Below are 19,071 nucleotides of genomic sequence, written 5' to 3'. Positions count from 1 at the left end.
GTTTGTGCGTATCCTGCCCTTTCGATTTTGAAGGCATTCCTGTAAGCTACAGCTTTAGTGTGTCCACTAAAAGCGCGCAGAGTAATTCAGTGAAGAAGCGGGGTGACGTGTCCATACGTCACTCCGCTTTTTTACAACCTGCGATTGCCCCTTCATGCGTTATTTACGGGAGGTCTTCTTGACTAAGCCAGCCATACTCGCCCTTGCTGATGGCAGCATTTTTCGCGGCGAAGCCATTGGAGCCGACGGTCAGACCGTTGGTGAGGTGGTGTTCAACACCGCAATGACCGGCTATCAGGAAATCCTTACCGATCCTTCCTACGCCCAGCAGATCGTTACCCTGACCTACCCGCATATCGGCAACACCGGCACCACGCCGGAAGACGCCGAGTCCAACCGCGTGTGGTCGGCCGGCCTGGTCATCCGCGACCTGCCGCTGGTGGCGAGCAACTGGCGCAACACGATGTCCCTGTCCGACTACCTGAAGGCCAACAACGTCGTGGCCATCGCCGGCATCGACACCCGTCGCCTGACCCGCATCCTGCGCGAGAAAGGCGCGCAGAACGGCTGCATCATGGCCGGCGACAACATTTCCGAAGAAGCCGCCATCGCCGCCGCGCAAGGCTTCCCGGGCCTGAAGGGCATGGACCTGGCCAAGGTCGTCAGCACCAAGACCCAATACGAATGGCGCTCCACTGTCTGGGACCTGAAGACCGACAGCCACGCGACCCTCGAAGCCTCCGAGCTGCCTTACCACGTCGTCGCCTACGACTACGGCGTCAAGGTCAACATCCTGCGCATGCTGGTCGAGCGCGGCTGCCGCGTCACCGTGGTGCCGGCCCAGACCCCGGCCGCCGACGTGCTGGCCCTCAAGCCGGACGGCGTGTTCCTGTCCAACGGCCCTGGCGATCCAGAGCCTTGCGACTACGCGATCCAGGCGATCAAGGACGTGCTGGAAACCGAGATCCCGGTGTTCGGCATCTGCCTCGGCCACCAACTGCTGGCCCTGGCCTCCGGCGCCAAGACCCTGAAGATGGGCCACGGCCACCACGGCGCCAACCACCCGGTGCAGGACCTGGACACCGGTGTCGTGATGATCACCAGCCAGAACCACGGTTTCGCGGTGGATGAAGCGACCCTGCCGGCCAACGTCCGTGCGATCCACAAATCGCTGTTCGACGGCACCCTGCAAGGCATCGAGCGCACCGACAAGAGCGCGTTCAGCTTCCAGGGCCACCCTGAGGCGAGCCCGGGCCCGAACGACGTGGCGCCACTGTTCGACCGCTTCATCAACGAGATGGCCAAGCGACGCTGAGCGTTCGCCTGAGACTGTAGCGAGAAGCCCTTCGAGGGCGGCCCCGCAACTGGCGGCCCCCTCGATACTTCAGAAATCGATCAGGACGGCTTGCCGACTGACCTGCGGATTTGAGTGACAAACCCATGCCAAAACGTACAGACATTAAAAGCATCCTGATTCTCGGCGCCGGCCCGATCGTGATCGGCCAGGCCTGCGAATTCGACTACTCCGGCGCCCAGGCCTGCAAGGCCCTGCGCGAAGAGGGTTACCGCGTCATCCTGGTGAACTCCAACCCGGCCACCATCATGACCGACCCGGCCATGGCCGATGCCACCTACATCGAGCCGATCAAGTGGCAGACCGTCGCCAAGATCATCGAGAAGGAGCGTCCGGACGCGCTGCTGCCGACCATGGGCGGCCAGACCGCACTCAACTGCGCCCTGGACCTGGAACGCGAAGGCGTCCTGGAGAAGTTCGGCGTGGAAATGATCGGCGCCAACGCCGACACCATCGACAAGGCCGAAGACCGCTCGCGCTTCGACAAGGCCATGAAGGCCATCGGCCTGGAATGCCCGCGCTCCGGCATCGCCCACAGCATGGAAGAAGCCAACGCGGTGCTCGAGCGCCTGGGCTTCCCGTGCATCATCCGTCCGTCCTTCACCATGGGCGGCACCGGCGGCGGCATCGCCTACAACCGCGAAGAATTCGAAGAGATCTGCGCCCGCGGCCTGGACCTGTCGCCGACCAAGGAACTGCTGATCGACGAATCCCTGATCGGCTGGAAAGAATATGAAATGGAAGTTGTCCGCGACAAAAAGGACAACTGCATCATTGTCTGCTCGATCGAGAACTTCGACCCGATGGGCGTGCACACCGGCGACTCGATCACCGTGGCCCCGGCCCAGACCCTGACCGACAAGGAATACCAGATCCTGCGCAACGCCTCCCTGGCGGTGCTGCGTGAGATCGGCGTCGAGACCGGCGGCTCCAACGTGCAGTTCGGCATCTGCCCGAACACCGGCCGCATGGTCGTGATCGAAATGAACCCGCGGGTGTCCCGTTCGTCGGCCCTGGCCTCGAAGGCCACCGGTTTCCCGATCGCCAAGGTCGCCGCGAAACTGGCCGTCGGCTACACCCTCGACGAGCTGTCGAACGACATCACCGGCGGCAAGACCCCGGCGTCCTTCGAGCCGTCCATCGACTACGTCGTCACCAAGCTGCCGCGCTTCGCCTTCGAGAAGTTCGCCAAGGCCGACGCGCGCCTGACCACCCAGATGAAATCCGTGGGTGAAGTCATGGCCATCGGCCGTACCTTCCAGGAATCCCTGCAGAAAGCCCTGCGCGGCCTGGAAGTGGGCGTCTGCGGCCTGGACGAGAAGCTCGACCTGAGCAACCCGGAAAGCATGAGCGTCCTCAAGCGCGAACTGACCGTGCCGGGCGCCGAGCGCATCTGGTACGTGGCGGACGCGTTCCGCGCCGGCCTGACCGTCGAAGACATCTTCGGCATGAACATGATCGACCCGTGGTTCCTGGTGCAGATCGAGGATCTGGTCAAGGAAGAAGAGAAGGTCAAGACCCTCGGTCTGTCGGCCATCGACCGCGACCTGATGTTCCGCCTCAAGCGCAAGGGCTTCTCCGACCAGCGTCTGGCCAAGCTGCTGGGCGTCACCGAGAAGAACCTGCGCACCCACCGCCAGAAGCTGGAAGTGTTCCCGGTCTACAAGCGCGTCGACACCTGCGCCGCCGAGTTCGCCACCGACACCGCCTACCTGTACTCGACCTACGAGGAAGAGTGCGAAGCGGCGCCGTCCGGCCGCGACAAGATCATCATCCTCGGTGGCGGCCCGAACCGCATCGGCCAGGGCATCGAGTTCGACTACTGCTGCGTGCACGCGGCGCTGGCGCTGCGCGATGACGGCTACGAGACCATCATGGTCAACTGCAACCCGGAAACCGTCTCCACCGACTACGACACCTCCGACCGTCTGTACTTCGAGCCGGTGACCCTGGAAGACGTGCTGGAAATCGTCCGCGTCGAGAAGCCGAAAGGCGTGATCGTCCAGTACGGCGGCCAGACCCCGCTGAAACTGGCCCGTGCCCTCGAAGCGGCCGGCGTGCCGATCATCGGCACCAGCCCTGACGCCATCGACCGTGCCGAAGACCGCGAGCGCTTCCAGCAGATGGTCGAGCGCCTGAACCTGCGTCAGCCGCCGAACGCCACCGTGCGCAGCGAAGACGAAGCCGTCCGCGCCGCCGCCAAGATCGGCTACCCGCTGGTGGTGCGTCCGTCCTACGTGCTGGGCGGCCGGGCGATGGAAATCGTCTACAAGGAAGAAGAGCTCAAGCGTTACCTGCGCGAAGCGGTGCAGGTGTCCAACGACAGCCCGGTGCTGCTGGACCACTTCCTCAACTGCGCCATCGAGATGGACGTGGATGCGGTCAGCGACGGCAAGGACGTGGTGATCGGCGCGATCATGCAGCACATCGAGCAGGCCGGTGTCCACTCCGGTGACTCCGCATGCTCGCTGCCGCCGTACTCGCTGCCGGCGCACATCCAGGACGAGATGCGCGAGCAGGTCAAGAAAATGGCCCTGGAACTGGGCGTCGTCGGTCTGATGAACGTGCAGCTGGCGCTGCAGGGCGAAGACATCTACGTCATCGAAGTTAACCCGCGCGCGTCCCGTACCGTGCCGTTCGTGTCCAAGTGCATCGGTGTTTCCCTGGCGATGATCGCGGCCCGCGTAATGGCCGGCAAGACCCTGAAAGAGCTGGGTTTCACCCAGGAAATCATCCCGAACTTCTACAGCGTGAAAGAGGCGGTGTTCCCGTTCGCCAAGTTCCCTGGCGTCGACCCGATCCTCGGCCCGGAGATGAAGTCCACCGGTGAAGTGATGGGCGTCGGCGACACCTTCGGCGAAGCATTCGCCAAGGCCCAGATGGGCGCCAGTGAAGTGCTGCCGACCGGCGGCACCGCATTCATCAGCGTCCGCGACGACGACAAGCCGCTGGTGGCGGGCGTGGCCCGTGACCTGATCGGCCTGGGCTTCGAAGTGGTGGCCACCGCCGGCACCGCCAAGGTGATCGAGGCCGCAGGCCTGAAGGTGCGCCGCGTGAACAAGGTGACCGAAGGTCGTCCGCACGTGGTCGACATGATCAAGAATGACGAAGTCACCCTGATCATCAACACCACCGAAGGTCGCCAGTCGATCGCCGATTCCTACTCCATTCGCCGCAATGCCCTGCAGCACAAGATCTACTGCACCACCACCATCGCGGCGGGCGAAGCCATCTGTGAAGCGCTGAAGTTCGGTCCCGAGAAGACCGTGCGCCGCTTGCAGGATCTCCACGCAGGATTGAAGGCATGATCAAGTACCCAATGACCGTCCAGGGCGCCAAAGCCCTGGAGGAAGAACACACGTTTCTGAGCAAGGTCGAGCGTCCACGCCTGAGCCAGGCAATCGGCGAAGCGCGTGAACTCGGTGACCTCAAGGAAAACGCCGAATACCATGCCGCTCGCGAAGAGCAGGGCATGGTCGAGGCGCGGATCCGCGACATCGAAGGCCGTCTGCAAAATTCGGTGGTGATCGATGTCACCACCATCGCCCACACCGGCAAGGTGATCTTCGGCACCACCGTGGACCTGGAAAACACCGAAACCGGCGATCAGGTGACCTACCAGATCGTCGGCGAGGACGAAGCCGATATCAAAAAGGGCAAGCTCTCGGCGAATGCGCCGATTGCCCGGGCGATCATCGGCAAGGAAGAGGGTGATGCCGTCGTAATCAAAACCCCGAGCGGTACGGTCGAGTACGAGATTGTCGAAGTCAAGCACATCTGACGCGATGTTCCGGGCGCCCACCCTTGAGGCCATCCTCTGGCAGCTGTCCCAGGTCTTCTGGGTCGGCGGCCTGTGGGTGTTTCATGTCGGATTGATTCCGGCGCTGAAGGTCAGCGGGCTGGCGCCGTTGCTGATCGACGATGTCGCGACGCAGATCGACCGCTGGTTGATCGGTGTGGCGGCGGTGGGAATGCTGGTCCAGCTGACGCTGCTGGCGAGGGTTGCCGGTGTCTCGGCATGGTGGCGGGTGTTCAGTGGCCGGGTGCTGCTGGTCGGCCTGGCCGCCTGCTTCGGCTATTACACGCTGCGCTACGGCGTGTCGGTCGATCAGCGCTGGCAGATGTACTGTTTCGTGGTGCTGGGGATCAGCGGCATCGTGCTGGTGGCCCAGTCCGTGCCGGTCAGGGTGCGCAGGCCGCACCGCTGACCGGGGCCACCGTCATTTGTAGCGGTGGATGTTCGACAGCTGCTTGTTCGGCTGCGGGTTCTTGCGGTACAGCAGCACCATCTTGCCGATGACCTGCACCTGCTCGGCGCGGCCGGCCTTGGCCAGCTCGTCCATGACGGTGCGACGGTCGTCGCGGTCTTCGAGCTTGACCTGCACCTTGATCAGTTCATGATCGGTCAACGCACGCTCCAGCTCGGCGAGAACACCTTCGGTCAGGCCGTTGCCGGCCACCATCAGAACCGGCTTCAGGTCGTGACCAATGGATTTGAATTGTTTCTTCTGCTCGTTGCTGAGCGGCATAATCTGACCCTTTCGTCTGGATTCTGTAAAAATGGCGGCCATTTTACCCGAGGGCTCGTGGATCCGCCCGATAAATCACGACCCTTATCATCGAGGTGCCCAATGGCGCGTTCCAAGACAAGCCTTGGTTGGCTGAAACGACATGTCAACGATCCCTATGTGAAACAAGCGCAGAAGGATGGTTACCGCTCGCGCGCGAGCTACAAGCTCCTGGAGGTCCAGGAGAAGTACAAGCTGATCCGTCCAGGCATGAGCGTGGTCGACCTGGGCGCCGCGCCCGGCGGCTGGTCGCAGGTCACCAGCCGGCTGATCGGCGGCCAGGGCCGCCTGATCGCCTCGGACATCCTGGAGATGGACAGCATCCCGGACGTGACCTTCGTCCACGGTGACTTCACCCAGGACGAAGTGCTCGCCCGCATTCTTGAAGCCGTAGGCAATTCGCAGGTGGATCTTGTGATTTCCGATATGGCCCCCAATATGAGTGGTACGCCTGCCGTGGACATGCCCAAGGCCATGTTCCTCTGTGAGCTGGCCCTTGATCTGGCGGCCCGGATCCTCAAGCCTGGCGGCAATTTCCTGATCAAGATTTTCCAGGGAGAGGGGTTCGATGCCTATCTGAAGGACACTCGTCAGAAATTCGACAAGGTCCAGATGATCAAGCCGGACAGTTCCCGCGACAGTTCCCGCGAGCAATACCTGCTGGCATGGGGCTATCGCGGCGAGTGAAAGGCGTCAGGCCAGGGCTTTCAGGGGCGTTCCATAGTTTTTTGCAATGGGACACGGAACCTGGCCTGGAACAACATCGTGTAGTCTAGGTTTCACAAAGGGTTACAGACGGCGCCTGCAGTCGTGCGGGTAATGTAGTAAGTTAAGCCGGTGATTATCATGCGAGGCACGGCTGCGCCTGGCCTGCTTCAGAGGGTAACGAATTGAACGATATGGCAAAGAACCTGATTTTGTGGTTGATCATCGCGGCGGTCCTCGTGACTGTGATGAACAACTTCTCCAGTCCGAACGAGCCGCAGACCCTCAACTATTCCGACTTCATCCAGCAGGTCAAGGACGGCAAGGTCGAGCGCGTGGCCGTCGACGGCTATGTGATCACCGGCAAGCGCAATGACGGCGACAGCTTCAAGACCATTCGTCCGGCCATCCAGGACAACGGTCTGATCGGCGACCTGGTCGACAACCATGTCGTGATCGAGGGCAAGCAGCCGGAGCAGCAGAGCATCTGGACCCAGTTGCTGGTGGCCAGCTTCCCGATCCTGGTGATCATCGCGGTGTTCATGTTCTTCATGCGCCAGATGCAGGGCGGTGCCGGCGGCAAGGGCGGCCCGATGAGCTTCGGCAAGAGCAAGGCGCGCCTGCTGTCCGAGGATCAGGTGAAGACCACCCTGGCCGACGTCGCCGGCTGCGACGAAGCCAAGGAAGAAGTCGGCGAGCTCGTCGAATTCCTGCGCGATCCGGGCAAGTTCCAGCGTCTGGGCGGCCGCATTCCTCGCGGCGTCCTGATGGTCGGCCCTCCGGGTACCGGTAAGACCCTGCTGGCCAAGGCGATCGCCGGCGAAGCCAAGGTGCCGTTCTTCACCATCTCCGGTTCCGACTTCGTCGAGATGTTCGTCGGTGTCGGTGCCAGCCGTGTTCGCGACATGTTCGAACAGGCCAAGAAGCACGCGCCATGCATCATCTTCATCGACGAGATCGACGCCGTGGGTCGCCATCGTGGCGCCGGCATGGGCGGCGGTCACGACGAGCGCGAACAGACCCTCAACCAGTTGCTGGTCGAGATGGACGGCTTCGAGATGAATGACGGCATCATCGTCATCGCCGCGACCAACCGTCCTGACGTGCTTGACCCGGCGCTGCTGCGTCCGGGGCGTTTCGACCGTCAGGTGGTGGTCGGCCTGCCGGACATCCGCGGGCGTGAGCAGATCCTCAAGGTACACATGCGCAAAGTGCCGGTGGGCGACGATGTCGCTCCGGCCGTCATCGCCCGCGGGACTCCGGGCTTCTCCGGCGCCGACCTGGCCAACCTGGTCAACGAGGCTTCCCTGTTCGCCGCCCGCGCCGGCAAGCGCATCGTCGAGATGAAGGAGTTCGAGCTGGCGAAAGACAAGATCATGATGGGCGCCGAGCGCAAAACCATGGTCATGTCCGAGAAAGAGAAACAGAACACCGCTTACCACGAAGCCGGTCATGCCATCGTCGGCCGCGTCGTGCCCGAGCATGACCCGGTCTACAAGGTGTCGATCATTCCGCGTGGCCGTGCGCTGGGCGTGACCATGTTCCTGCCGGAAGAGGATCGCTACAGCCTGTCCAAGCGCGCGCTGATCAGCCAGATCTGCTCGCTGTACGGTGGTCGTATCGCCGAGGAGATGACCCTGGGCTTCGACGGCGTTACCACCGGTGCCTCCAACGACATCATGCGGGCAAGCCAGATCGCCCGGAACATGGTGACCAAGTGGGGCCTGTCGGAAAAACTCGGCCCGCTGATGTATGCCGAAGAAGAGGGCGAAGTGTTCCTCGGACGTGGCGGCAGCAGCCAGAACGCGAGCTTCTCCGGCGAGACGGCCAAGCTGATCGACTCCGAGGTGCGCAGCATCATCGACCAGTGCTACGGCACCGCCAAGCAGATCCTCACGGACAACCGTGACAAGCTCGATGCCATGGCCGATGCCCTGATGAAGTATGAAACGATCGATGCCGAGCAGATCGACGACATCATGGCCGGACGCGAACCGCGCGAGCCTCGCGACTGGTCGGGCGGCACCGGTACGCCTCCGCCCGTGGTGCGGGATGAGCGGCCGGAAACTCCGATCGGCGGTCCGGCAGCTGACGTTTAAGGTTTGAAATGACTTCTGCTCAGTCCCTGACCCGGTTGCCTTGCGGCAACCGGGTTCTTGATTTGGCCCGGACGCATGTCATGGGCATTCTCAATGTCACTCCCGATTCTTTCTCCGATGGCGGCCGGTACGGTCAGCTCGACGCTGCGTTGCGCCATGCCGAAGCGATGGTGCTGGCCGGTGCGACGTTGATCGATGTCGGTGGCGAATCGACCCGGCCCGGCGCACGGGCGGTTTCTCCGCTGGAGGAGCTCGAGCGTGTGGCCCCGGCCGTGGAGCGGATCGCCCGGGAGCTGGATGTGATCATTTCGGTCGATACCTCGACCCCGTCGGTGATGCGTGAGACGGCTCGGCTGGGCGCGGGGTTGATCAACGACGTCCGCTCGTTGCGCCGGGACGGTGCATTGGATGCGGCGGCGGCCACGGGTTTGCCGGTGTGCCTCATGCACATGCTGGGCGAGCCTGGCGACATGCAGGACAATCCGCAGTACCAGGACGTCACCCGTGAAGTAGGCGAGTTTCTGGCGCAGCGGATGTCGGCGTGCGCCGCGGCGGGCATTCCCGCCGAGCGGATCATTCTCGATCCCGGTTTCGGTTTCGCCAAAACCCTGCAGCACAATCTAAGCTTGTTCAGGCACATGGAATCCCTGCATGCGCTTGGACGGCCGCTGCTTGTGGGCGTTTCCCGCAAGAGCATGATCGGGCAGACCTTGAATCGCCCCGTGGATGAACGTTTGAGTGGTGGTCTGGCACTGGCGGCGCTGGCGTCGGTCAAAGGTGCGCGCATACTGCGCGTGCATGACGTGGCGCAAACGGTGGACGTCGTGCGGATGATCGAAGCCGTGGAATCGGCCGAATAGGAATATGGAGCACTTATGAGCAAGAAATACTTTGGCACTGACGGTATTCGCGGCCGGGTCGGTGAATATCCGATCACTCCAGACTTCATGCTCAAGCTCGGCTGGGCGGCCGGCATGGCATTCCGCAAGATGGGCGCCTGCAAGGTGCTGGTCGGCAAGGACACCCGGATTTCGGGGTACATGTTCGAGTCGGCGCTTGAGGCCGGCCTGACCTCCGCCGGGGCCGACGTGATGCTGCTCGGCCCTATGCCGACGCCGGCCATCGCCTACCTGTCGCGCACGTTCCAGGCCGAGGCCGGGATCGTGATCAGCGCTTCGCACAACCCGCACGACGACAACGGCATCAAGTTCTTCTCCGGCAAGGGCACCAAGCTTCCGGACGAGCTGGAGCTGATGATCGAAGAGCTTCTCGACACACCGATGACCGTGGTCGAGTCGAGCAAGATCGGCAAGGTCTCGCGGATCAACGATGCCTCGGGCCGTTACATCGAATTCTGCAAGAGCAGCGTGCCGTCCGGCACCAGCTTCTCGGGCCTCAAGATCGTGATCGACTGCGCTCACGGTGCGACCTACAAGGTGGCGCCGAGCGTGTTCCGCGAGCTGGGCGCCGAGGTCGTGGTGCTGTCGGCCCAGCCCAACGGCCTGAACATCAACGACAACTGCGGCTCGACTCACATGGGGCCGTTGCAGGCCGCGGTGCTGGCGGAGCACGCCGACCTGGGCATCGCCTTCGATGGTGACGGCGACCGGGTGCAGATGGTGGACCATACCGGCGCCGTGGTCGACGGCGACGAGCTGCTGTTCATCATCGCGCGGGATCTGCACGAGCGCGGCAAGCTTCAGGGCGGTGTGGTCGGCACCTTGATGAGCAATCTCGGGCTGGAACTGGCGCTGGCCGACCTGGGCATCCCGTTCGTTCGCGCCAACGTCGGCGACCGTTATGTCATCGCCGAGCTGCTGGAGCGCAACTGGCTGGTGGGCGGTGAGAACTCGGGGCATGTCGTGTGCTTCAACCACACCACCACCGGGGATGCGATCATCGCGGCGCTGCAGGTGCTGATGGCGCTGAAGACCCGCAACGAAGGGCTGGCCCAGACCCGCCAGGCGCTGCGCAAGTGTCCGCAGGTGCTGATCAACGTGCGTTTCGGCGGCGGCGAAAGTCCGCTCGAGCATCCTGCTGTCAAAGAAGCCAGTGCCCGTGTCACCCAGGCGATGGCTGGCCGTGGCCGCGTTCTGCTGCGCAAGTCCGGGACAGAGCCTTTGGTGCGTGTCATGGTCGAAGGCGAGGACGAGGCTCAGGTCCGCGGCTATGCCGAAGAGCTGGCAAAACTGGTGACTGAAGTTTCTGCATGATTCGGCTTGCCAGCCATGATTGTGTTGGGTAACATCTGCGCCCACTTTGACCGACGAGGTAAAGCATGCGTCGCCCTATGGTAGCTGGTAACTGGAAAATGCACGGTACCCGCGCCAGCGTCGCTGAGCTGATCAACGGCCTCCGTCATCTGGCATTGCCAAGCGGCATTGATGTCGCGGTATTCCCGCCTTGCCTGTTCATCAATCAAGTGATTGATGGCCTGAAAGGAAAGTCGATTTCGGTCGGCGCGCAGAATTCTGCGGTGGAATCCATGCAAGGCGCCTTGACGGGTGAGATCGCTCCGAGTCAGTTGGTGGATGCAGGTTGTTCCCTGGTGCTTGTCGGGCACTCCGAGCGTCGCCAGATCATGGGCGAGCGTGACGGGATGCTGAACCGCAAGTTCGCGGCGGCACAGGCCTGCGGTCTGGTTCCGGTGCTCTGCATAGGGGAAACCCTTGAGCAGCGCGAGGCCGGAAAGACCCTTGAGGTTGTCGGGCGTCAGCTGGGCAGCATCATCGAAGAATTGGGCGTGGGTGCCTTTGCGAAGGCAGTCATCGCTTATGAGCCGGTCTGGGCCATTGGCACCGGGCTGACTGCGACGCCGCAGCAGGCTCAGGATGTGCACAAGGCCATCCGTGAGCAATTGGCGGCAGAGAATCCTGAAGTGGCACGAGGTGTGCGGCTTCTGTACGGCGGCAGCGTGAAGGCGGCCAATGCGGCTGAACTGTTCGGCATGCCGGATATCGATGGGGGGCTCATTGGTGGAGCTTCCCTGAATGCAGATGAGTTCGGTGCGATTTGCCGCGCCGCGGGAAACTGAAAAAATGCTGGAAACAGTCGTAGTCGTTTTTCATCTGCTGGGTGCATTGGGCGTAGTTGCTCTGGTTTTGCTGCAGCAGGGTAAGGGAGCGGACGCTGGTGCGTCTTTCGGAGCAGGTGCTTCAAATACTGTGTTCGGAAGCCAAGGTTCCTCTACCTTTCTTAGTAAGTTTACTGCTATACTCGCCGCCGGTTTCTTCATAACCAGCTTAGGGTTAGGATACTTTGCTAAAGAGAAGGCTCATCAGCTGACTCAAGCAGGTCTGCCAGATCCAGCGGTGTTGGAAGTTCCAAAGCAACAACCGGCTTCTGATGATGTCCCGGTGCTTCAAGAGCAAAAGTCGGCCAGCTCGGCGACTGACGTACCTCCAGCTCAAGAGCAGAAGTAAGAAGGGTTTCAAACGTAGTTTTGCCGAGGTGGTGGAATTGGTAGACACGCAACCTTGAGGTGGTTGTGCCCATAGGGTGTAGGGGTTCGAGTCCCCTTCTCGGTACCAATTAGTCAGGAGAGCCCGCTGTTGCGGGCTTTCTTGCAGGTGGAAGGTTACATTGACCCTTGTTAGGGTTCGGTCGTATACTTTCGCCCCAGCTTTGTCGCGGGGTGGAGCAGTCTGGTAGCTCGTCGGGCTCATAACCCGAAGGTCGTCGGTTCAAATCCGGCCCCCGCAACCAGTTTAAGGAGCCCCTTCTTCAGGGGCTTTTTGTTAGCTGGACACTTTCAATGCCGCTGTCGCGCGGCAATCTCATGGTGGGCTTTTTGCCCATTTTTTATTTGCACAGCATGCACGAGGGGGTTCAGGTGTCGAGCAAGCTAGAACAGTTGCAGGCCTTGTTGGCCCCGGTGGTCGAGGCTCTTGGCTATCAATGCTGGGGGATCGAATTCATCTCTCAAGGCAAACATTCGGTTTTGCGGATCTACATCGATAAAGAGGGCGGCATCCTGATCGACGACTGCACGGCAGTCAGTCACCAGGCCAGCGCGGTTCTCGATGTGGAAGACCCGATCAGTTCCGAATACACCCTTGAGGTGTCCTCTCCTGGCATGGATCGCCCGCTGTTCACTCTGGAACAGTTTGCTTCGCATGCCGGCGAACAAGTGAAGATCAAATTGCGTTCGCCTTTTGAAGGCCGGCGCAACTTTCAGGGCCTTCTGCGCGGAGTGGAAGAGCAGGATGTCGTGGTGCAGGTGGATGACCATGAGTTCCTGTTGCCGATCGATATGATCGACAAGGCCAACATTATTCCCAGTTTTGACTGAGACCTGCCAGATACTGCGGATCCCGCGGATCCAATGGCTTGCGAAAGGCGAGGCGTACGATGAGCAAAGAAGTACTGCTGGTTGTTGAGTCGGTATCCAATGAAAAGGGTGTACCGGCAGGCGTGATTTTTGAAGCGCTGGAGCTGGCTCTGGCCACTGCAACCAAAAAACGTTTTGAAGACGAAGTGGACCTGCGTGTGGAAATCAACCGCCACACCGGTTCCTACGAGACTTTCCGTCGCTGGACGGTGGTCGAGGAAGCCGATCTGGACGATCCGGCCATCGAGACCTGGCCAAGCAAGGTTGCCGAAACGCATCCGGGCGCCAAGGTCGGCGACGTCGTCGAAGAGAAGATCGAGTCCATCGAGTTCGGCCGCATCGCGGCGCAGACCGCCAAGCAGGTCATCGTACAGAAGGTTCGTGAAGCCGAGCGCGCCCAGGTCGTGGACGCCTACCGCGAGCGCCTGGGAGAGATCATCTCCGGCACCGTGAAAAAAGTGACCCGCGACAACGTGATCGTCGACTTGGGCAACAACGCCGAAGCGTTGCTGGCCCGTGAAGACATCATCTCCCGCGAGACCTTCCGGGTCGGCGTGCGCCTGCGTGCGCTGCTCAAGGAAATCCGCACCGAGAACCGCGGCCCGCAGCTGATCCTGTCGCGCACCGCGCCGGAAATGCTGATCGAGCTGTTCCGCATCGAAGTGCCGGAAATCGCCGAAGGCCTGATCGAAGTGATGGCCGCTTCCCGGGATCCGGGTTCGCGCGCCAAGATCGCCGTCCGTTCCAAGGACAAGCGCATCGACCCGCAGGGCGCGTGCATCGGCATGCGCGGTTCGCGCGTCCAGGCCGTGTCGGGCGAGTTGGGTGGCGAGCGTGTGGACATCGTCCTGTGGGACGACAACCCGGCGCAGTTCGTGATCAATGCCATGTCGCCTGCCGAAGTGGCGGCGATCATCGTTGACGAAGACGCCCACGCCATGGACATCGCGGTGGGTGCCGACAACCTCGCTCAGGCCATCGGCCGCGGCGGCCAGAACGTGCGTCTGGCCAGTCAGCTGACCGGTTGGACCCTGAACGTGATGACCGAATCGGACATCCAGGCCAAGCAACAGGCGGAGACCGGCGACATCCTGCGCAACTTCATCGACGAGCTGGAAGTCGACGAAGAGCTGGCCCAGGTGCTGGTCGACGAAGGCTTCACCAGCCTGGAAGAGATTGCCTACGTACCGCTGGAAGAGATGCTCAACATCGACGGCTTCGACGAGGAAATCGTCAACGAGCTTCGTGCTCGCGCCAAGGACCGGTTGTTGACCAAGGCCATCGCTACTGAGGAAAAACTGGCAGACGCCCATCCGGCCGAAGACCTGCTCTCGCTTGAGGGCATGGACAAGGATCTGGCGGCGGAACTGGCGGTGCGCGGCGTAGTTAACCGCGAAGACCTGGCCGAGCAGTCGATTGACGACCTGCTCGACATCGACGGTATCGACGAAGAGCGTGCCGGCAAGTTGATCATGGCCGCCCGAGCCCACTGGTTCGAGTAATTAGGCGCGGCCTGAGGAGAGAAGTGCATGACGCAAGTCACGGTGAAACAACTGGCCGATGAGGTCAAAACACCGGTAGAGCGCCTGTTGCAGCAGATGCGTGAGGCAGGTCTGCCGCACACCGCCGCCGAAGAACATGTGACTGACAGTGAAAAGCAGTCCCTGCTGACTCACTTGAAGAGCAGCCACAAGGCGAAAGTGGAAGAACCACGCAAGATCACGCTGCAGCGTAAAACCACCAGCACCCTGCGGGTGGCCGGCAGCAAGAGCATCAGCGTAGAAGTGCGCAAGAAAAAGGTTTTCGTGCAGCGCAGCCCCGAAGAAATCGAGGCCGAGCGTCAGCGTGAGCTGGACGAGCGCCGCGCCGTGGAAAACGCTGCCCGTCAAAAGGCAGAAGAGGAAGCCCGCCTGCGCGCCGAAGAAGAAGCGCGCCGTCAGCCTCCTGCTGCCCCGGCCGCTGCGGCCGAGCCTGTGGCCGCTCCGGCTCCGGTGGCCGAGCCTGTGCGCGAAGCGGTATCCGCCGCGCCGGCCGCCCCGGTCGTCGAAGTGCGCAAGCGTGACGACCAGCGTCGTCCGGACAAGCCACGCGCCGACGAGAACAGCCGTCGCGGCGGCGGTGACGGCGAGCGCAAGAACGCTCCGCACCGCGCATCGGTCAAGGAAAAGGCACCCGCCCCTCGCGTGGCGCCCCGCACCACCGACGAAGAAAGCGATGGCTTCCGCCGCGGCGGTCGCAGCAGCAAGTCCAAGCTGAAGAAACGCAACGCCCACGGTTTCCAGAGCCCTACCGGGCCGGTGGTGCGTGACGTGAAGATCGGCGAGACCATCACCGTGGGCGATCTGGCCCAGCAGATGTCGGTCAAGGCTGCTGAAATCATCAAGTTCATGTTCAAGCTGGGCACCCCGGCCACCATCAACCAGGTACTGGACCAGGAAACTGCCCAGCTGGTCGCCGAAGAACTGGGCCACAAAGTGACCCTGATCAGCGACACCGCCCTGGAAGATTCCCTGGCCGAGTCCCTGAAGTTCGAAGGCGAGGCGGTGCCTCGTGCTCCGGTCGTGACCGTCATGGGCCACGTTGACCACGGCAAGACCTCGCTGCTCGACTACATCCGTCGCGCCAAGGTCGCTGCGGGCGAAGCCGGCGGCATCACCCAGCACATCGGTGCGTACCACGTCGAAACCGAACGCGGCATGGTCACCTTCCTCGACACCCCGGGTCACGCGGCGTTCACCGCGATGCGTGCCCGTGGCGCCAAGGCGACCGACATCGTGATCCTGGTGGTCGCGGCCGACGACGGCGTGATGCCGCAAACCATCGAAGCCGTTCAGCACGCCCAGGCTGCTGGCGTGCCGCTGGTGGTGGCGGTGAACAAGATCGACAAGCCGGGTGCCGACCTCGACCGCATCCGCAGCGAACTGGCGACCCACGGCGTGACGCCGGAAGACTGGGGTGGCGACACGCCGTTCGTTCCGGTTTCGGCGAAGATGGGTACCGGCGTCGACGAGCTGCTCGAAGCCGTGCTGCTGCAGGCCGAAGTGCTTGAGCTCACCGCCACTCCGTCGGCCCCAGGCCGTGGTGTCGTGGTCGAGTCGCGTCTGGACAAGGGCCGCGGCCCGGTGGCCACCGTGCTGGTTCAGGACGGTACCCTGCGTCAAGGCGACATGGTGCTGGTCGGTTCGAACTATGGCCGCGTGCGCGCCATGCTCGACGAGAACGGCAAGCCGATCAAGGAAGCGGGCCCGGCCATTCCGGTCGAGATCCTCGGCCTGGACGGCACGCCTGACGCCGGTGACGAGATGAGCGTGGTGGCCGACGAGAAGAAGGCCCGTGAAGTGGCCCTGTTCCGTCAAGGCAAGTTCCGCGAAGTCAAGCTGGCCCGCGCCCACGCCGGCAAGCTGGAAAACATCTTCGAAAGCATGGGCCAGGAAGAGAAGAAGACGCTCAACATCGTCCTCAAGTCCGACGTCCGCGGTTCGCTGGAGGCCCTGCAAGGCGCCCTCAACGGCCTGGGCAACGACGAAGTGCAAGTGCGCGTGGTCGGCGGCGGCGTCGGTGGCATCACCGAATCCGACGCCAACCTGGCACTGGCTTCCAACGCCGTGCTGTTCGGCTTCAACGTGCGTGCCGATGCGGGCGCACGGAAGATCGTCGAGCAGGAAGGTCTGGACATGCGTTACTACAACGTGATCTACGACATCATCGAAGACGTCAAGAAGGCCCTGACCGGCATGCTCGGCAGCGATGTCCGCGAGAACATCCTGGGCATCGCCGAAGTGCGTGACGTGTTCCGTTCGCCGAAGTTCGGCGCGATCGCCGGCTGCATGGTGGTCGAAGGTGTCGTGCACCGTAACCGTCCGATCCGCGTACTGCGTGAAGACATCGTGATCTTCGAAGGCGAGCTGGAATCCCTGCGCCGCTTCAAGGATGACGCTTCCGAAGTCCGTGCCGGCATGGAATGCGGCATCGGCGTGAAGAGCTACAACGACGTCAAGGTCGGCGACAAGATCGAAGTCTTCGAGAAGGTTCAGGTTGCTCGCAGCCTCTGACTCGCGCACTTCAGGAGCCGCAACGGGCCGCCGCAGCGATCTGCGCAGCCCGTCCGGCGGACTCTAAACGCAACGCCCGGTCTGGCCTCCGCCAGGCCGGGCGTTTGCCGCTTTCAGACCTCACGGGTTTCGCCGTGGGGCAGTTACAGGTAACAAACCATGGCAAAAGAATACAGCCGTACCCAACGTATCGGCGATCAGATGCAGCGCGAGCTGGCCCAACTGATCCGTCGTGAAGTCAAAGACCCGCGCGTCGGCCTGGTCACCATCACTGCGGTGGATGTCAGCCGTGACGTCGGTCACGCCAAGATCTTCATCACCGTGATGGGGCAGGACAACGCCGCCGACATCGCGCAGAGCATCAAGGTGCTGAACGCCGCCGCCGGTTTCCTGCGCATGCAGCTGGCCCGCGAAATGAAGCTGCGCAGCGTGCCGCAACTGCATTTCCACTACGACGAAAGCGTCGCCCGCGGCGCGCACCTGTCGGCCCTGATCGACCGTGCGGTGGCTGAAGACAGCCTGCACGAGACGTCGGCCGAACCCGAAGACACCAAGGAGTAATCCGGTGGCCCAGGTCAAACGTATCCGTCGTAACGTCAGCGGCATCATCCTGCTCGACAAGCCGTTGGGGTTCACCTCCAACGCGGCGCTGCAAAAGGTCCGCTGGCTGCTCAACGCCGAGAAGGCCGGGCACACGGGCAGCCTCGACCCGCTGGCCACCGGCGTGCTGCCGCTGTGCTTCGGCGAGGCGACCAAGTTCTCGCAATACCTGCTCGATTCCGACAAGGGCTATGAGACCCTGGCGCAACTGGGCAAGACCACCACCACGGCCGATGCCGAGGGCGAGGTTCTGCAGGAGCGTCCGGTGACCGTCGGTCGCGCCGAAATCGAAGCGGTCTTGCCGCAATTTCGTGGCCAAATCAATCAGATACCGCCGATGTACTCGGCGCTCAAGCGTGATGGCCAGCCGCTTTACAAGTTGGCCCGTGCAGGTGAAGTAGTGGAGCGCGAACCGCGTTCTGTTACTATTGCGCGCTTGGAATTGCTGGCCTTCGAAGGCGATACTGCGCGACTGGCGGTGGAATGCAGCAAGGGCACCTATATCCGCACCCTGGTGGAGGATATCGGTGAGCAGCTCGGTTGCGGTGCGTACGTCGCTGAATTGCGGCGTACCCAGGCCGGGCCTTTCACCCTGGCGCAGACCGTGACCCTCGAAGAGCTCGAAGCGGCCCATGCCGAAGGCGGCAACGAAGCGCTCGACCGCTTCCTGATGCCGGCGGACAGCGGCCTGCAGGATTGGCCGCTGCTGAAGTTCTCGGAGCACAGCGCGTTCTACTGGCTCAACGGCCAGCCGGTGCGGGCTCCGGATGCGCCGAAGTTCGGCATGGTGCGGGTACAGGATCACAACGGTCGCTTCATCGGCATCGGTGAAGTGAGCGAAGACGGGCGCATTGCGCCGCGTCGCTTGATTCGGTCGGAATGACCGGAACCGGTTCGCGTAACAGCGGGCCGGCGAGGGTGGCTGTCAACAGGCACGGTCACTGCTCTTTTATTGATACAGGGATTTGTCCCTGGCCTGTTGAAACCGTCCCTGGACGGTTTCCTGATAAAAGGATTGCCTCATGGCTCTCAGCGCAGCAGAAAAAGCTCAAATCGTTACCGACTACCAGCAAGCCGTTGGTGATACCGGCTCGCCAGAAGTGCAAGTTGCACTGCTGACCGCCAACATCAACAAGCTGCAAGGTCACTTCAAGGCCAACGGCAAAGACCACCACTCCCGTCGTGGTCTGATCCGCATGGTTAACCAGCGTCGCAAGCTGCTGGACTACCTGAAAGGCAAAGATCTGAGCCGCTACAGCGCTCTGATCGGCCGCCTGGGCCTGCGTCGCTAATCAGCGATCGCGCTATGAGGTTGGTTGCCTGTCGGCTGTCTGCGGTTTTCCGCCGGCAGGCGGCAGGCTCC

Annotated in this window: 17 protein-coding genes and 2 tRNA genes; 18 read left to right on the top strand and 1 reads right to left on the bottom strand. The window is 62.3% G+C overall.

Translation table 11 applies throughout. The features are described from left to right. Positions 1-178 precede the first annotated feature (178 nt). The 4 genes from carA to KVG96_RS20735 all read left to right on the top strand — a co-directional run bounded on the left by carA (position 179) and on the right by KVG96_RS20735 (position 5,562). On the top strand, positions 179-1,315 hold the full coding sequence (carA, locus tag KVG96_RS20750; RefSeq protein ID WP_085578426.1) for a glutamine-hydrolyzing carbamoyl-phosphate synthase small subunit: 1,137 nt from the start codon (positions 179-181) through the stop codon (positions 1,313-1,315). Between the two features lie 125 nt (positions 1,316-1,440). Then, positions 1,441-4,662: a carbamoyl-phosphate synthase large subunit gene (gene carB / locus KVG96_RS20745; protein ID WP_217893713.1), complete on the top strand. Its 3,222-nt coding sequence runs from the start codon at positions 1,441-1,443 to the stop codon at positions 4,660-4,662. Continuing rightward, positions 4,659-5,135 (top strand): transcription elongation factor GreA, encoded by a 477-nt coding sequence (gene greA / locus KVG96_RS20740; protein WP_217893712.1) that lies wholly within the window; start codon positions 4,659-4,661, stop codon positions 5,133-5,135. Before carB ends, greA begins: the two co-directional genes overlap by 4 nt. Beyond that, positions 5,113-5,562 (top strand): MFS transporter, encoded by a 450-nt coding sequence (locus KVG96_RS20735; RefSeq protein ID WP_217893711.1) that lies wholly within the window; start codon positions 5,113-5,115, stop codon positions 5,560-5,562. Before greA ends, KVG96_RS20735 begins: the two co-directional genes overlap by 23 nt. Positions 5,563-5,574: 12 nt before the next feature. Here the strand turns inward: KVG96_RS20735 and yhbY are convergent, their stop codons facing one another. Beyond that, positions 5,575-5,883, bottom strand: coding sequence for a ribosome assembly RNA-binding protein YhbY (yhbY, locus tag KVG96_RS20730; RefSeq protein WP_217893710.1), 309 nt, complete (start codon positions 5,881-5,883; stop codon positions 5,575-5,577). A 102-nt stretch (positions 5,884-5,985) separates the two neighbouring features. On the opposite strand from yhbY, the gene rlmE reads away from it, so the two are divergent. From rlmE to rpsO, 14 genes are all read left to right on the top strand, one after another. After that, positions 5,986-6,609, top strand: coding sequence for a 23S rRNA (uridine(2552)-2'-O)-methyltransferase RlmE (rlmE, locus tag KVG96_RS20725; RefSeq protein ID WP_085578437.1), 624 nt, complete (start codon positions 5,986-5,988; stop codon positions 6,607-6,609). Between the two features lie 212 nt (positions 6,610-6,821). After that, positions 6,822-8,726 (top strand): ATP-dependent zinc metalloprotease FtsH, encoded by a 1,905-nt coding sequence (gene ftsH, locus KVG96_RS20720; RefSeq protein ID WP_217893709.1) that lies wholly within the window; start codon positions 6,822-6,824, stop codon positions 8,724-8,726. A gap of 8 nt (positions 8,727-8,734) precedes the next feature. After that, complete coding sequence (gene folP / locus KVG96_RS20715) at positions 8,735-9,586, top strand: dihydropteroate synthase (RefSeq protein ID WP_217893708.1); 852 nt, start codon at positions 8,735-8,737, stop codon at positions 9,584-9,586. Between the two features lie 15 nt (positions 9,587-9,601). Beyond that, the gene (gene glmM, locus KVG96_RS20710) at positions 9,602-10,939 is read left to right on the top strand and encodes a phosphoglucosamine mutase (RefSeq protein WP_085578443.1); all 1,338 of its coding nucleotides are present in this window, start codon (positions 9,602-9,604) and stop codon (positions 10,937-10,939) included. Between the two features lie 65 nt (positions 10,940-11,004). Further along, a complete protein-coding gene (gene tpiA, locus KVG96_RS20705; protein ID WP_217893707.1) occupies positions 11,005-11,760 on the top strand; it encodes a triose-phosphate isomerase in 756 nt (251 codons plus the stop codon). Positions 11,761-11,764: 4 nt separating this feature from the next. After that, positions 11,765-12,148 (top strand): preprotein translocase subunit SecG, encoded by a 384-nt coding sequence (secG, locus tag KVG96_RS20700; RefSeq protein ID WP_085578447.1) that lies wholly within the window; start codon positions 11,765-11,767, stop codon positions 12,146-12,148. 22 nt (positions 12,149-12,170) lie between these two features. Next, a tRNA-Leu gene (locus KVG96_RS20695) sits at positions 12,171-12,256 on the top strand. Between the two features lie 98 nt (positions 12,257-12,354). Beyond that, a tRNA-Met gene (locus KVG96_RS20690) sits at positions 12,355-12,431 on the top strand. A 127-nt stretch (positions 12,432-12,558) separates the two neighbouring features. Then, positions 12,559-13,017, top strand: a complete 459-nt coding sequence (rimP, locus tag KVG96_RS20685; RefSeq protein WP_085578886.1) for a ribosome maturation factor RimP — start codon at positions 12,559-12,561, stop codon at positions 13,015-13,017. Between the two features lie 59 nt (positions 13,018-13,076). Next, positions 13,077-14,558: a transcription termination factor NusA gene (gene nusA / locus KVG96_RS20680; protein ID WP_085578449.1), complete on the top strand. Its 1,482-nt coding sequence runs from the start codon at positions 13,077-13,079 to the stop codon at positions 14,556-14,558. 27 nt (positions 14,559-14,585) lie between these two features. Then, positions 14,586-17,108: a translation initiation factor IF-2 gene (infB, locus tag KVG96_RS20675; RefSeq protein ID WP_085578452.1), complete on the top strand. Its 2,523-nt coding sequence runs from the start codon at positions 14,586-14,588 to the stop codon at positions 17,106-17,108. 159 nt (positions 17,109-17,267) lie between these two features. Next, positions 17,268-17,669 (top strand): 30S ribosome-binding factor RbfA, encoded by a 402-nt coding sequence (gene rbfA / locus KVG96_RS20670; RefSeq protein WP_217893706.1) that lies wholly within the window; start codon positions 17,268-17,270, stop codon positions 17,667-17,669. A 4-nt stretch (positions 17,670-17,673) separates the two neighbouring features. Further along, the gene (truB, locus tag KVG96_RS20665) at positions 17,674-18,591 is read left to right on the top strand and encodes a tRNA pseudouridine(55) synthase TruB (protein ID WP_217893705.1); all 918 of its coding nucleotides are present in this window, start codon (positions 17,674-17,676) and stop codon (positions 18,589-18,591) included. Positions 18,592-18,730: 139 nt separating this feature from the next. After that, positions 18,731-19,000 carry a 30S ribosomal protein S15 gene (gene rpsO, locus KVG96_RS20660; protein WP_085578459.1) on the top strand — a complete coding sequence of 90 codons (270 nt, stop codon included), beginning with the start codon at positions 18,731-18,733 and terminating at the stop codon, positions 18,998-19,000. Positions 19,001-19,071 lie beyond the last annotated feature (71 nt).

Origin of the sequence: Pseudomonas ekonensis (assembly GCF_019145435.1) — a bacterium.
GTDB classification, from domain to species: Bacteria; Pseudomonadota; Gammaproteobacteria; order Pseudomonadales; family Pseudomonadaceae; genus Aquipseudomonas; species Aquipseudomonas ekonensis.
Note: the sequence above shows the minus strand (reverse complement) of the source record. Positions and strands in the feature narration are given on the sequence as shown.

Bases quoted from the DNA above. Each gene is read 5' to 3' on its own strand.
- carB (WP_217893713.1), top strand. From the start codon at position 1,441: ATGCCAAAACGTACAGACATTAAAAGCATCCTGATTCTCGGCGCCGGC.
- greA (WP_217893712.1), top strand. From the start codon at position 4,659: ATGATCAAGTACCCAATGACCGTCCAGGGCGCCAAAGCCCTGGAGGAA.
- yhbY (WP_217893710.1), bottom strand. From the start codon at position 5,883: ATGCCGCTCAGCAACGAGCAGAAGAAACAATTCAAATCCATTGGTCAC.
- rlmE (WP_085578437.1), top strand. From the start codon at position 5,986: ATGGCGCGTTCCAAGACAAGCCTTGGTTGGCTGAAACGACATGTCAAC.
- ftsH (WP_217893709.1), top strand. From the start codon at position 6,822: ATGGCAAAGAACCTGATTTTGTGGTTGATCATCGCGGCGGTCCTCGTG.
- folP (WP_217893708.1), top strand. From the start codon at position 8,735: ATGACTTCTGCTCAGTCCCTGACCCGGTTGCCTTGCGGCAACCGGGTT.
- glmM (WP_085578443.1), top strand. From the start codon at position 9,602: ATGAGCAAGAAATACTTTGGCACTGACGGTATTCGCGGCCGGGTCGGT.
- tpiA (WP_217893707.1), top strand. From the start codon at position 11,005: ATGCGTCGCCCTATGGTAGCTGGTAACTGGAAAATGCACGGTACCCGC.
- secG (WP_085578447.1), top strand. From the start codon at position 11,765: ATGCTGGAAACAGTCGTAGTCGTTTTTCATCTGCTGGGTGCATTGGGC.
- nusA (WP_085578449.1), top strand. From the start codon at position 13,077: ATGAGCAAAGAAGTACTGCTGGTTGTTGAGTCGGTATCCAATGAAAAG.
- infB (WP_085578452.1), top strand. From the start codon at position 14,586: ATGACGCAAGTCACGGTGAAACAACTGGCCGATGAGGTCAAAACACCG.
- rbfA (WP_217893706.1), top strand. From the start codon at position 17,268: ATGGCAAAAGAATACAGCCGTACCCAACGTATCGGCGATCAGATGCAG.
- rpsO (WP_085578459.1), top strand. From the start codon at position 18,731: ATGGCTCTCAGCGCAGCAGAAAAAGCTCAAATCGTTACCGACTACCAG.